Genomic DNA, 13,460 nt, shown 5'->3' with positions numbered 1-13,460 from the left:
GGGGCCGTTATGAAAAGCTTTTCACTGCAAACTCGATTGTACAGCGGCCAGGGAAGTCTGGATGTGCTCAAGCGCTTCAAAAATAAGCACATCTGGGTTATCTGCGATGGTTTTCTCGCGCGTTCTCCCTTGATTGAAGAGCTGCGAAATACGCTGCCCGCGGATAATCGCATCAGCATTTTCAGTGATATCACACCCGATCCAACCATTGGTACGGTAGTTCAAGGGATTGCACAAATGCAATCCCTGCAACCGGATGTGGTGATTGGTTTCGGCGGTGGCTCCGCACTTGACGCCGCAAAAGCCATCGTCTGGTTTAGCCGACAGTTCGGTATCGAAATTGAAACCTGTGTCGCGATCCCTACCACCAGCGGTACGGGATCGGAGGTGACCAGCGCCTGCGTGATTAGCGATCCGGACAAAGGCATTAAGTATCCATTATTCAATAATGCGCTTTACCCGGACATGGCCATCCTCGATCCGACGCTGGTCGTCAGCGTACCGCCAGCCATCACTGCGAATACCGGCATGGATGTGTTAACGCACGCGCTGGAAGCTTACGTGTCTACGAAGGCCAGCGACTTTACCGACGCACTGGCTGAGAAAGCGGCACAAATCGTCTTCCAGTACCTGCCTGTCGCCGTCAGTAAAGGCGACTGCCTGGCAACCAGAGGAAAAATGCACAACGCGTCAACGCTCGCCGGAATGGCATTTAGTCAGGCTGGACTGGGTATCAATCATGCGATTGCCCATCAGTTGGGCGGCCAGTTTCATCTGCCCCACGGACTCGCCAATGCGCTGCTGCTGACCCATGTCATTCATTTTAATGCCCGCGATCCGCGGGCCGCAAAGCGCTATGCCCGTTTCGCTAAAGCCTGCCACTTATGCCCGGATAACGCGAACGATACGACGGCTCTGAATGCGCTCATTCATCATATCGAGCTACTCAAAAAACAGTGTGCGTTGCCTTCTTTAGTTGACGCGCTTAAAGACGGAAAGCAAGCCTGCTCGCAACGTATCCCGGTGATGGTTCAGGCCGCGCTGGCTGATGTCACGTTGCAAACCAATCCCCGCGTAGCCGATGCCAGTGCCATTCAGGAACTGCTTGAGGAATTATTATGAAGACAGCCATGACGGCAGAACATGTTCTTTATGACGCACAAACGATACGCGATCGCGTGCGTGCAGCAGGCGTGGTTGGGGCCGGTGGTGCGGGATTTCCTGCACACGTTAAACTCCAGGCGCAGGTTGATACGTTTCTGGTAAACGCCGCAGAATGCGAGCCAATGCTGAAAGTTGACCAGCAATTGATGGCCGTCCAGGCTGAGCGACTTATCCGCGGCGTTCAATATGCCATGACGGCTACCGGCGCCAGTGACGGTATTATTGCGCTCAAAGAGAAATACCAGAAGGCTATCAATGCGTTAACGCCTCTTCTGCCTGCCGGCATCCGCTTACATATTTTACCCGATGTTTATCCGGCTGGTGATGAGGTGCTGACCATCTGGATGGCAACAGGCCGGAGAGTTCCACCTGCTGCGCTGCCAGTCAGCGTCGGCGTGGTGGTCAATAACGTCCAGACCGTGCTCAACATCGCCAGAGCGGTTGAGCAGCAATACCCCGTTACCCGTCGTACTCTGACCGTCAACGGTGCGGTCGCCAGACCAATCACCCTCACCGTCCCTGTCGGCATGTCTTTACGCGACGTTTTGGCACTGGCCGGAGGCGCAACCGTTGATGACCCCGGCTTTATTAACGGTGGTCCGATGATGGGCGGCCTGATTACCTCTCTGGATACCCCTGTGAGCAAGACCACCGGAGGCCTGCTGGTTTTGCCTAAGTCTCATGCGTTGATTCAGCGGCGGATGCAGGATGAACGTACTGTGCTTTCCGTCGCGAAAACCGTTTGCGAACAGTGCCGTTTGTGTACGGACTTATGCCCAAGGCACTTGATTGGCCACGAGTTATCACCGCACCTGCTGGTTCGCGCGGTTAATTATCAGCAGGCAGCCACGCCGCAGTTGCTGCTCACGGCCCTGACCTGTTCAGAATGCAATGTCTGTGAAAGTGTGGCTTGTCCGGTAGGGATTTCACCGATGCGCATCAACCGCATGCTTAAACGCGAGCTGCGGGCGCTCAACCATCGATATGAAGGGCCGCTAAATCCTGAGGATGAAATGGCCAAGTACCGGCTGATCCCGGTTAAGCGCCTTATCACCAAACTGGGTCTTAACGACTGGTATCACGACGCGCCACTGGCTGAGACTGATTATCCCACAGATAAAACGACGCTGTTGCTACGCCAGCATATTGGTGCCAGCGCCATTCCATGCGTGCAGCAAGGCGAACGCGTTGTTCGCGGTCAATGCGTCGCCGATGTGCCGTCCGGAGCATTAGGCGCACCTGTCCACGCCAGTATTGACGGTATTGTCAGCGAAATTACTGAACAATCCATCACGGTAATAAGAGGTTAATCATGTCTCAGGCTATAGGGATTTTAGAACTCACCAGCATTGCCAAAGGAATGGAAGCTGGTGATGCCATGTTAAAAAGCGCGAATGTGAATTTGCTGGTAAGCAAAACCATCTGCCCGGGAAAATTTCTGCTCATGCTCGGCGGTGACGTAGGTGCAGTTCAGCAGGCGATTACCACCGGCACCTCTCTTGCTGGCGATATGCTCGTTGACAGTCTGGTACTCCCCAACATTCATGCCAGCGTACTCCCCGCAATCAGCGGACTAAACAGCGTAGATAAGCGTCAGGCAGTTGGTATTGTCGAAACATGGAGCGTTGCTGCCTGCATCTGCGCCGCCGACCGGGCGGTTAAAGCCTCCAACGTCACGCTGGTACGCGTCCATATGGCATTTGGTATTGGCGGCAAGTGCTACATGGTCGTTGCCGGCGATGTATCCGATGTGAATAACGCGGTGACGGTTGCCAGTGAAAGTGCGGGTGAAAAAGGCCTGCTGGTTTACCGCTCGGTCATACCTCGTCCGCATGAAAGCATGTGGCGACAGATGGTGGAGGGATAATGGAAAGGCAACCCACCACGGATCGAATGATTCAGGAATACGTACCCGGCAAGCAGGTCACGCTGGCGCACCTTATTGCTAATCCAGGTAAGGGTTTATTCAAAAAACTGGGGTTGCAGGATTCAGTCTCGGCCATTGGTATTTTAACCATTACGCCCAGTGAAGCCTCAATTATCGCCTGTGATATCGCCACAAAGTCCGGGGCGGTAGAGATTGGTTTTCTCGATCGTTTTACCGGTGCAGTGGTACTGACGGGCGATGTTTCCGCCGTTGAGTACGCGCTGAAACAGGTAACCAGAACGCTTGGCGAAATGATGCGTTTTACTGCGTGTCCCATCACCCGGACGTAATCTCATGAAACGTATCATGCTAATTGGCCCCAGCCAGTGCGGTAAAACATCACTCACACAATGTTTGCGTGGAGAAGCACTTCATTACCAGAAAACTCAGGCGATTGTCTGGTCGCCAACGACAATAGACACACCGGGTGAATATCTTGAGAACCGCTGCCTGTACAGTGCGTTACTGGCCAGCGCTTGTGAAGCCGACATTATCGCTCTGGTACTGAATGCCGACGCCCCATGGTCACCTTTTTCTCCAGGTTTTACGGGTCCAATGAACAGACCTGTTATCGGCCTCGTCACCAAAGCCGATTTAGCTAACCCTCAGAAGATTTCACTCATAGAAAGCTGGTTGGTGCAGGCTGGGGCGCAGAACGTGTTTGTCACCAGCGCGCTGGAGAATACCGGGGTCGATGAGATGTTCATTTTTCTGAATGCAAAGGAACCGTCATGTCTCACAAAATAATGGCCATTAACGCGGGGAGCTCCTCGCTTAAGTTTCAGTTACTGGCGATGCCGCAGGGTGAAATGATCTGCCAGGGGCTGATTGAACGCATCGGGATGTCTGACGCGCAGGTCACGCTTAAAACACCCGTACAGAAATGGCGGCAGACGTTACCCGTTGCCGATCACCGTGAAGCAGTAACTCTGTTACTGGAAAAACTGCTTAGCCTGAACATCATCAAAAGTCTGGAAGAGATCGATGGCGTCGGTCATCGCGTCGCGCATGGTGGTGAGTCCTTTAAAGACTCAGCCCTCGTCAACGATGAAACACTGGCCGAAATCGAGCGTCTTGCAGAACTGGCACCACTACATAACCCGGTTAATGCGCTGGGGATCGCAGTTTTTCGTCAGTTATTACCCGAAGCACCTGCCGTCGCAGTTTTTGACACTGCTTTTCATCAGACGCTGGCTGAGCCTTCTTTTATTTATCCTCTACCCTGGCGCTATTACTCAGAGCTGGGAATTCGGCGTTACGGTTTTCATGGTACCAGCCACAAATACGTCAGTACCTCGTTGGCTGAAAAGCTGGGCGTCCCGCTCAGCGCACTGCGCGTCGTATGTTGTCATCTTGGTAATGGCAGCAGCATCTGTGCTATCAAGGGCGGAAAATCGGTGAATACCTCGATGGGCTTTACACCACAGTCTGGCGTGATGATGGGTACGCGCAGCGGAGATATTGACCCGTCAATTTTGCCGTGGATTGCCCTGCGCGAAGGCAAAACACCGCAGCAACTTAACCAGCTCCTCAACAATGAATCAGGATTACTTGGGGTTTCCGGTATCTCATCAGACTATCGTGACGTTGAACGCGCCGCAGACGAAGGCGACTCACAGGCTGCTCTCGCACTTACGCTGTTTGCAGAGCGAATTCGTGCCACAATAGGCAGTTATATTATGCAGATGGGCGGTCTGGATGCTTTGGTATTTACGGGTGGAATTGGTGAAAACTCAGCCCGAGCACGCGCTGCGATTTGCCACAATCTGAATTTCTTAGGTCTGGCTGTTGATGATGAAAAAAATCAGCGCAACGCAACCTTCATTCAAACTGAAACTGCGCTGGTCAAAGTGGCCGTTATAAATACCAATGAAGAGTTGATGATCGCGCAGGATGTTATGCGTATAGCGATATCAGAAACTGTGACATTGGGCATTCCAGCTTAATCCTGCCGCACCGCAAATTGCGGCAAATCATGGTAATAGCGCGATCGCCATGACACTATGCGCCGAGGATTGCTGATCACAAAGGTGAAGACGTGGCTATTGCGCAATGTCCTGCATCGTGCGGGGAACTTATCCAGGGCTGGATTCTGGGCAGTGAGAAGCTGGTCTCCTGCCCGGTTGAATGGTATAGCACCGTTGAGGTCAGTTCGGGTTCACCACAAGTGGATGAACGCCCACTCTCGCGAGCGATGGTTGACCGGTTATTGCAGCACTGGCACTACCCGGCGCATATCAGTCAGGATATTCGTATAGATATCCAGTCAACGATTCCCATTGCGAAAGGAATGGCCAGTAGCACCGCAGATATTGCCGCCACCGCGCTTGCCACCGCTCATTTTCTGGGTCATCAGCTTGATGAACCTACACTGGCACAGCTTTGCGTTTCTCTTGAACCTACCGACAGCACCGTTTTCCACCAGTTAACCCTTTTCGATCATAACGACGCCTCTACGCAAATTCCCTGTGAAGCGCAGCCCCAGCTTGACCTGTTGGTTCTGGAAAGCCCGGAAACATTACGTACCGCAGATTATCACCGCATTCCGCGCCAGCCCGGGTTACAGGCCGGTGCTCCCGCGCTTAAACGCGCATGGGAAAAAGTACAGGAAGCCTGTATTAGCCAAAATCCCTATCGGATGGGGGAGGCCGCCACGCTTAGCGCAATCGCCAGCCAAATGTTGTTGCCAAAACCGGATTTCGATTCGCTATTGGCGCTGGTAGAAGAGTGCGATTTATACGGGGTGAATGTTGCGCACAGCGGCAGCGTGGTGGGTCTGATGCTGGACAGAAAACGTCATGATGTTGATTACATCAAATGGATGCTGGCACAGAAAAAACTGACAACTCACTGGCCTGAGCAGCATTTATTGCGGATGGTAACTGGCGGGGTAAAACTACAGTAGGGGTCGCCGCTTAGCAGCGCCCCCTACTGCCATAAAACGTTACTCTGCTTTAGCTTCGCCGTTTTTCACTTCACCCATGGCTTTCAGCTTTTTAGAGATATCACGACGCTCTTTAGAGATCTCTGCATTCTTGATGATGTAATCATCTACACGATCTTCATAGTCGCTTTTCATGCTGGCGATGATACCCTGGATAGCATCAACGCTCATGCCCGGCTTGATGTAGTCGCTCAGGTTGTCCAGCAGCAGGACGCGTTTCTGGTTGTCACGGATCTTTTTCTCAACGTCCTGGATTTCACGTTGCAGTTTGTTTTTACGACGGAACAGACGAACAAATTCCAGCACGTCCTGGAAAGAAGGCTTGGTAGTTTCCATTTTTACACCCCTGATAATGTGAGATTCGGATTCGTTAAAACAACGGCTAAAGTGGGTCAACATTACTTTCATGCCCGCCATACTTCAAGTTGCATCTGCATTGATAATGCATGGCTGAAACCTGAATTATCGAGGGTAAAGCCATTGTAGTTACCAATGGTTTTAGCCTTTTTCAGTATCATACCCTTAATCTTTGCTGAATCGAAGCAGCAGTAGAACCAATCCCCTTATCTGCTCTTTATTTGCGCAGCGCGCGACAAATCAAATGTGAGAGCAATTCCAGTTGCCGTGCCATCTCCATATTCAACCAGACATAGCCATGAATAGGTGTTTCAGCAACATTATCGCCTTTATGCTCAGCGATGAGTTGGCGCAACTCCGCCACGGTGTCATTGAGCTTTTCCGTATTGACAAGTATCGGCTGCGGATTACCTTCATATAGCGCATGAGTGATCGTCAGTAGCGCTTGTTGCGTTCTGAGCTGAGTTTCACGCAAGGTATGCGCGTTCAGCATCACAAAGTGACTGGTACGTGTCGCCCACAGCGCGTTGATTTGCAGCTCAAGCATGCACACCAGGTTGCGGTTAACCGTCTGAATAGCTTCAAAGATGGATTTTTGGATGTGGGTCTCTTTACTGGCAGGAACGATGAGTCCACGCATTTTGACAACGTCACTCAGTAGTTGTTGTAAATGCTTCTCCAGTCGGGGCTGCTCGAGCAGATTGGGGGAGAGCGCGGCCTGATACACCCGATTGTACCCCGTTACACAATGCGCCAGTTGAATACGCCAGTGAATAAATGCCCGCTGCGGCCAGATGCCGGTAAACAGCATCGCCAGTAACGATCCCAGAATCACGTCGCCACCGCGCCACAACGCTGTATTCATGTCACCCGCGGGAGCCCCGACGACGACGGCAAGCGTTATACCAATCAGCAACGCCTGATAGGGTTTTTTACCTAAGGCCAGCCAGCCGCAGAGAAACATCGCTACTGCGCACCATATCAGCATAAGCGGAAGTGACAGGAGTTCGAGACGCAGAGCAACCAGCCCAAGTACTGAGCCCAGAATCGTCCCGCCAATGCGTTCAAGCGCTCTTGGGACGACATTACCCCAGAATGAAATAGGCCCCATAATCACCACCAGCGTGATCAGAGGCCACGTACCTTCAGGAATATCCAGCAGGCGAACCAACAGAAAAGTAAGAAGAAACGCCAGCGCAATGCGAATACCGTGCACTACGCGATAATGACGATACAAACGAATTTCAAAAGGACTCAGCGACTTATCGGCACGCACTCATCCACTCCGTCAGGGAATAGCAAAGAACAGAATTGTACCTGCTTTTTTAGTGAAAACATCATCGTTATCACCAGGACTTTCATCCTGATTTACACAAAAAACAGCTACTTCGGCTGTACCGGCACATACATTTCGATGTCCCAGTAACCGTCTTCCATGCCATTATTCATATAAATCTCAAAACAGGGTTTGGCGGCTATCTGGTATGTTGCGTCCTGCAGCAGAAGATTAAAAAATTGATACCATGGCGTCGCAAAGTCATGATTTTCAACACGAGCAACAGCAATAGCATACTCACCACCGGCCAGTTCAGTCAGTATCACACCTTCGCTGTTCTCTGGGATCTCGAAATTCTCTGCGACGGAAACCACAGTATCGCAGCGCAGTTTGTCAGCAGGCACAACATCCGGGTTGTCGTAATAAACGGCGATCCATTCCAGCGGCACTATCTGCTTGTCATCCACCCACATGACTAACTGCTCAAAACCCTGCTTTACCGTTTGCTCCCACGGTCCAACCATATGAAAACCAGCAATCCTGCGTTTATCGACCTGCTTTATCTCGTACTCCATATAACCTCCGTCATTACACTGTATTTATATACAGTGTAATTATTGTATATTACGGCCACAAGGAAATAGTGATTATTATGTGAGCAGTTTCGCACTCTTGCCAGTCAGTAGCATGGGTGAAAAATTACACCTTATGGTGGAAGTAATCGCTCAGACGCGAAAATACGCCGCCTTTACTGACCGATTCCAGGGTGACCAGTGGCCAATGCGCCACCAGCTTATCCCTGTCATAGAGTTCAATTTCCCCCACGCGTTGATGCGCGGCAATAGGCGCTACCAATTCTTTCTTATCAAGAACATATTTTGCTTTGATATTCTGGACTTCAGCCTTAGGAAGCGCCATCCAGAAATCCTGCTCGGTACCGAGGCTAATTTTTTCTTTATCGCCATACCAGATTCGTTCGACGCCGACTTGCTTACCGCTACGCAAAACCTGCACCGTATCAAAATTTTGTTGCCCCCACTGCAGCAGTTTGCGTGCCTGATCCTCGCGCCCTTTCGCGCTCTCGGCTCCCATGACCACGGCAATCAAGCGACGTTGTCCATCAACTGCGGAGGCGATCAGGTTAAATCCTGCCCCGGATGTGTGCCCGGTCTTCAGGCCATCGATGTTCATCGTTTTATCCCACAGCAGCCCGTTACGGTTTTGCTGCGTGATACCATTCCAGGTAAGACTCTTCTCACTGTACATGTGGTAGAACTCAGGTTCCCCGTGAATAATCGCCCGGGACAACACGGCCAGATCGTAGGCCGAGCTATGCTGGCCTGGCGCGTCCAGCCCATGCACCGTTTCGAAATGTGTATCTTTAAGCTTCAGTTTCTCAACGTAACTGTTCATCATCGCGACAAACTGTGGCTGTCCACCCGCGATGTAATCAGCCAGCGCGACGCATGCGTCATTGCCGGAATCAACAATTAAGCCGCGACTTAAATCGCGTACTGACACGCGATCGCCTTCTTTCAGGAACATTAATGATGAGCCTACAAACACCGGATTATCTTTCGCCCATGCGTCACGTCCGACAGTGACGATATCCGTTGGGCTAATGCGATGGCTATCAATCGCGCGATCGACAACATAGCCGGTCATTAACTTGGTCAGGCTGGCGGGGTTGCGTTGCTGGTGTTCATTACCGGCGGTCAGGGTTTGGCCCGTGGTGTAATCCATAAGCACCCACGCGCCAGCATTGATGGCGGGAGGCCGGGGTGCAAAACTGGCGACATCAGTCGCATAAGCGGACGAAAAACTTATCGCGAATAGCGAAGCGGCAATAAACAAACGGCGTTTCAACAGCATGTCCTCATAACCAGGAGAAATAGCCGTTCTTTTTACGGAAGTTCTGCCGAACAAACATGGATAAATTGCAAGAAAATGTGACATAAGGCACATTTTCTTGCTGTTAAAGAAAAAAGTCAGACGGACTCCCCCTGCAAAATACGCGCAGGATTAGCCTTTATGTGATGCTGTTTCTGCATGATGGCTGCGATGACGGTGATAGCCGTCAATCATGCTGCGAAAGATTTGCCCCGGTGTGTCACCCAATGTGCACAGGTAAATATGTGCACAAATGAACAGAATGCCAACAATCGCCAACACCATATGCAGCACCAGCACCACCGGCCCGGCGCCTATAATCTGCGGGTAAAGACAGAGCAACCCGGTAATGATTAACAGCGGAACCAACGCATACATGATGGCCAGATAGGCTAACTGTTGCAGGGGGTTAAATTTATTCTCCGCTGTTGCCGCAAACGGATGTGCCTCACCTTTCATTATCCCATACAGATAAAAACGCGTTTGCAGCAGGCAACGCGTTATCAACCCGCTGAATTGCACACGATAGTGACTACCGTTGCCGCTGGTGGCATTGATCATGACGAAGCCAATCCAGAAAGCCAGTAATGCGAATCCACACCAGGTGTGCACCTGCACCATCAGCGCTACCGGTCCGATAGAAAAATGGCCGAACAAACCGCTGAGCAGAAGCAGGATAAAAAGCAGCGCATTTCCCCAGTGCCAACGGCGGACAGCCAATGAGTAGAGATAGTCACGGTGCTCTTCTCCGGCTGCCATTTTGGGTGCCAGCATTCGACGCAGCAGTGCATGCATCACCAGACCGGCAATCATCAACAGAATGACTACGCCGGCATAAATGAGCCACAGCGGCCAGTAGTCTGGCGCATAGTTAAGCTCTGCTCCCCAGATAGAATTCATACTTTTCCCTCCTGATGAATCTCTTTACGCCGAAAAATACTCACCGCACCGCTACGCGTATCCTGCTGACGGTAAACCTCTTTTTGAAGAATCCAGTGCTGAATTTCAGGGTCATCACGGCGACCAAACTTCAGCGCATCCGTAGGGCATACGGAAACACAGGCAGGCGATTGTCCAGCGTCCAGACGGGTGTCTGCGCAAAAGTTACATTTATCTGCAATTCCTGTTTGTGGGTTCAGGTAGCGCACATGGAACGGACAGGCAGCTACGCAATAATCACAGCCAATACAGCGGGACTTGTCCACCTGCACAATGCCGTTTTCGTCCCGAAACGAAGCGCCAGTCGGACAGACGCTGACACAAGGCGCATCTTCGCAGTGCTGGCAGGAGACGCGGACAAACTGAAAGTGAGACAGCACCTCAGGTTCGTTTTCCGGTGAGCGGATCTGCACCTGCAGCCGGCTAAAACCTTCTGGCACATCATTCAGAACTTTGCAGGCAACTGTGCACGCCTGACAACCAATACAGCGTTTCTCGTCATGCAGCATGACATACGGATTTGTTGACTGATTCATGATGTTCTCCTTTCTCATGCCCGACGAAGCGTAACGCCAGCGGTATGGACCACTGTGCCGGATACCGGACTGGTTACATGCGGAAGCAGGTTGCCACAGTGGATCCCATGCGTTGTCGCTGCGGTTTTCGCGCCAGCCTTGGCGCCGAATCCCATATAGACGAACAGCGTGTCGGGTCGAATACCGGCAGTGACCAGCGCTTTGCCTTTCTCCTTACCCGTCGCATTTTCAAGCCAGATGTCATCGCCGCTTTTAATCCCTTTTTCTCCAGCCGTTTTCGGGTGGATCCACACCGCGTTATCCCACATCAGTTCGCTGAGTAATGGGACATATTGCGTCGCGCCATTGGTGTGAACTGCGACTTTGCCTTGAATGAAATAGAGTTCATTGTCGGCCTTGAGCGCAAAATTGCGTGCACGCGGAATACCATAGCCCGGCAGGAGAGTTTCCAGTTCTTCGGAATAAAGTTCGATCTTTCCGGATGGGGATTTGAAGCGCAGTTGTTCGCCATACGTACCGTCATTGTCAACGGCCACTGCTCCCGGATACTGCGCAGTAAACTGGCGTACCGATTCAGGCTCACGGAGTAACAGTGGAACGCCCCACTCCCGATACCCTTTCTGGCGCAGTTCAGCAGATAACGCATGGTCACCATTGAGCTGATACAACTGGCGTACTTGCATATCTTGCCACGGATAGTACTGCCCAAGACCCAATTGCTCACCCAGCTCTTTCCAGATTTGCCAGCTTGGGCGCGCATCACCGATAGGCTCAACGACCTGCTGGCGCAGCGCATAGGCCGGATTCAGCCCCGACATATCAGAGACTTCTTCATCGCGTTCGAGATAGGTGCATTCAGGTAACAGGTAATCGGCATAGGCCGCGCTTTCGCTTAAATAGACATCGCAGCTCACCACCAGATCCAACTGCTCAACGGTTTTGACCAGATCCGGCCGACAGGTCACGGTTTGAAAAGGGTTATGCCGGGACATAATCCATCCTTTCACCGGATAAGGCGTCTGGTTTAACACAGCATCGATAATGCTCTGCACCACCCCACCGCCCGCAGCGATGTATTTGAATTGCGGCGCGACCAGGTCAATACGCTGCGCCGTTGGCTTAGGGAGTTTGGCATCCGGTTTCGCCAGCACCGGAGCCACCTTCTCTCCTGCCAGCTTATTGTAGGTTGCAGCGGCTTTTTTCTGGTACATGCCACCTTCGCGCTCAATATTTCCCAGCAGCACGTTGAGGGTGAAAATCATGCGCCGCATGTCGATCTCTTCCTGCGAAAAAGTCGCACGGTGACCAGGGCTGACAATCGCATGGGGGGCGCAGGCCGCCATTTCTCGAGTCACCCGGGTAATGACATCCGCAGGCACGTCGGCCAACTTTTGTGCCCATTCCGGCGTGGCCTCTTGTACTGCCTCTGCCAGTTGGTCAAAACCTGTTGTGTAGCGTTCAACGAATCCCGCGTCATACAATTTTTCAGTAATCATGACGTTGCACATCGCCATCAGCACCGGTAAGTCGCCCCCCGGTTTAATCGCATGCCATTCATCCGCCTTACTGGAAAATACCGACAGCCGGGGGTCGAAGCTGACCATCTTCGCGCCCTTCTCTTGTGCGGTCATCAGTTCATGAGTATCAGCAACCTCAATCCCTTCATAGAGGTTATGTCCAAAAGAGACCATATAGCGGGTATTGGCGATATCCATTGCTAAATCCCCACCCATCATCACTTTGGCGGCAATGGCTTTACCTGCTGGACAAGTTGAAGCGTGCGTAAAGGTATTTGGTGAGCCAAAAGCCGTCGCCAAATGAAATAAATGGCCGGAAAGCGAACCAGATTTAGAGGAGAATACAACGCCCTGCGGCCCATATTGATTTTTTATTGCCGCCATCTTTTCGGCAATTTCTTTATACGCCTGTTGCCAGCTAATGACCTGCCATTCGCCACTGCCACGCGGCCCGGTGCGTTTCATTGGTTTAACAATCCGGTGCGGGTCGTTTATCAGGCTAACACCGCTGCCCCCACGAGCACAAACGCGCGTGCCTTGCTGAGGGGCATTAGGGTTTCCCTGGATAAAAACTGTTTTATTATTAATCACCTGAGCCTGAATTGGACAGCGAAAGGAACACATTTCACACAGACTCGGCGTCAGGGATGTTTTCCCTTTAATACTCTCTGGTGAATTTCGCGCCAGTGCGCCAGGGGGGAAACTGCCTATTGCACAGGCCGAGCAGCCAATACCCACACCCCGCAAAAAATTACGCCGACTAATGCTCATATAACCTCCTGTTATTAGATATATCCAATGATTATATGGCCTTTAAATTATTAATTTTTAACCTTACTCACATTTCATTACAATGAAATTCCGTTAACTGGCAAGAATAAAACTCATTGTTTATAAAAGAGTTTTAAAG

General features: G+C 51.6%; 14 protein-coding genes. 7 read left to right on the top strand and 7 right to left on the bottom strand.

What is annotated here, in order from left to right:
- Positions 1–9: 9 nt before the first annotated feature.
- The 7 genes from JTI85_RS09455 (at position 10) to JTI85_RS09425 (ending at position 5,996) form a co-directional block, all read left to right on the top strand.
- On the top strand, positions 10–1,122 hold the full coding sequence (locus JTI85_RS09455) for a 1-propanol dehydrogenase PduQ (RefSeq protein ID WP_219352488.1): 1,113 nt from the start codon (positions 10–12) through the stop codon (positions 1,120–1,122).
- Positions 1,119–2,474 carry a cobalamin reductase PduS gene (gene pduS, locus JTI85_RS09450; protein ID WP_219352487.1) on the top strand — a complete coding sequence of 452 codons (1,356 nt, stop codon included), beginning with the start codon at positions 1,119–1,121 and terminating at the stop codon, positions 2,472–2,474. Before JTI85_RS09455 ends, pduS begins: the two co-directional genes overlap by 4 nt.
- Before the next feature lie 2 nt (positions 2,475–2,476).
- Complete coding sequence (gene pduT / locus JTI85_RS09445) at positions 2,477–3,031, top strand: propanediol utilization microcompartment protein PduT (protein WP_219352485.1); 555 nt, start codon at positions 2,477–2,479, stop codon at positions 3,029–3,031.
- Positions 3,031–3,381 (top strand): propanediol utilization microcompartment protein PduU, encoded by a 351-nt coding sequence (gene pduU, locus JTI85_RS09440; RefSeq protein WP_219352483.1) that lies wholly within the window; start codon positions 3,031–3,033, stop codon positions 3,379–3,381. Before pduT ends, pduU begins: the two co-directional genes overlap by 1 nt.
- Positions 3,382–3,385: 4 nt before the next feature.
- A complete protein-coding gene (pduV, locus tag JTI85_RS09435; protein ID WP_061067705.1) occupies positions 3,386–3,838 on the top strand; it encodes a propanediol utilization protein PduV in 453 nt (150 codons plus the stop codon).
- Entirely contained in the window at positions 3,823–5,037 is a 1,215-nt protein-coding gene (locus tag JTI85_RS09430) for an acetate/propionate family kinase (protein ID WP_115602231.1), read from the top strand. The genes pduV and JTI85_RS09430 overlap by 16 nt, the downstream gene beginning before the upstream one ends.
- Before the next feature lie 92 nt (positions 5,038–5,129).
- On the top strand, positions 5,130–5,996 hold the full coding sequence (locus tag JTI85_RS09425; RefSeq protein ID WP_101741447.1) for an L-threonine kinase: 867 nt from the start codon (positions 5,130–5,132) through the stop codon (positions 5,994–5,996).
- Between the two features lie 39 nt (positions 5,997–6,035).
- Here the strand turns inward: JTI85_RS09425 and JTI85_RS09420 are convergent, their stop codons facing one another.
- From JTI85_RS09420 to phsA, 7 genes are all read right to left on the bottom strand, one after another.
- Positions 6,036–6,371, bottom strand: a complete 336-nt coding sequence (locus JTI85_RS09420; RefSeq protein ID WP_005128046.1) for a DUF496 family protein — start codon at positions 6,369–6,371, stop codon at positions 6,036–6,038.
- 238 nt (positions 6,372–6,609) lie between these two features.
- Positions 6,610–7,668, bottom strand: coding sequence for an FUSC family protein (locus JTI85_RS09415; RefSeq protein WP_048212010.1), 1,059 nt, complete (start codon positions 7,666–7,668; stop codon positions 6,610–6,612).
- A gap of 107 nt (positions 7,669–7,775) precedes the next feature.
- A complete protein-coding gene (gene sbmC, locus JTI85_RS09410; RefSeq protein WP_005128054.1) occupies positions 7,776–8,243 on the bottom strand; it encodes a DNA gyrase inhibitor SbmC in 468 nt (155 codons plus the stop codon).
- Between the two features lie 124 nt (positions 8,244–8,367).
- Positions 8,368–9,540, bottom strand: a complete 1,173-nt coding sequence (dacD, locus tag JTI85_RS09405; RefSeq protein WP_105242165.1) for a serine-type D-Ala-D-Ala carboxypeptidase DacD — start codon at positions 9,538–9,540, stop codon at positions 8,368–8,370.
- Positions 9,541–9,690: 150 nt separating this feature from the next.
- Positions 9,691–10,458 (bottom strand): thiosulfate reductase cytochrome B subunit, encoded by a 768-nt coding sequence (phsC, locus tag JTI85_RS09400; RefSeq protein WP_219352481.1) that lies wholly within the window; start codon positions 10,456–10,458, stop codon positions 9,691–9,693.
- On the bottom strand, positions 10,455–11,033 hold the full coding sequence (gene phsB / locus JTI85_RS09395; protein WP_005128061.1) for a thiosulfate reductase electron transport protein PhsB: 579 nt from the start codon (positions 11,031–11,033) through the stop codon (positions 10,455–10,457). The genes phsC and phsB overlap by 4 nt, the downstream gene beginning before the upstream one ends.
- A gap of 14 nt (positions 11,034–11,047) precedes the next feature.
- Positions 11,048–13,321 (bottom strand): thiosulfate reductase PhsA, encoded by a 2,274-nt coding sequence (gene phsA / locus JTI85_RS09390; RefSeq protein WP_199954518.1) that lies wholly within the window; start codon positions 13,319–13,321, stop codon positions 11,048–11,050.
- Positions 13,322–13,460 lie beyond the last annotated feature (139 nt).

The organism is Citrobacter sp. Colony219 (assembly GCF_019382635.1).
Lineage (GTDB): Bacteria > Pseudomonadota > Gammaproteobacteria > Enterobacterales > Enterobacteriaceae > Citrobacter > Citrobacter youngae.
The sequence above is the reverse complement of the archived record's forward strand: the minus strand, read 5'-3'. Positions and strand labels throughout refer to the sequence as shown.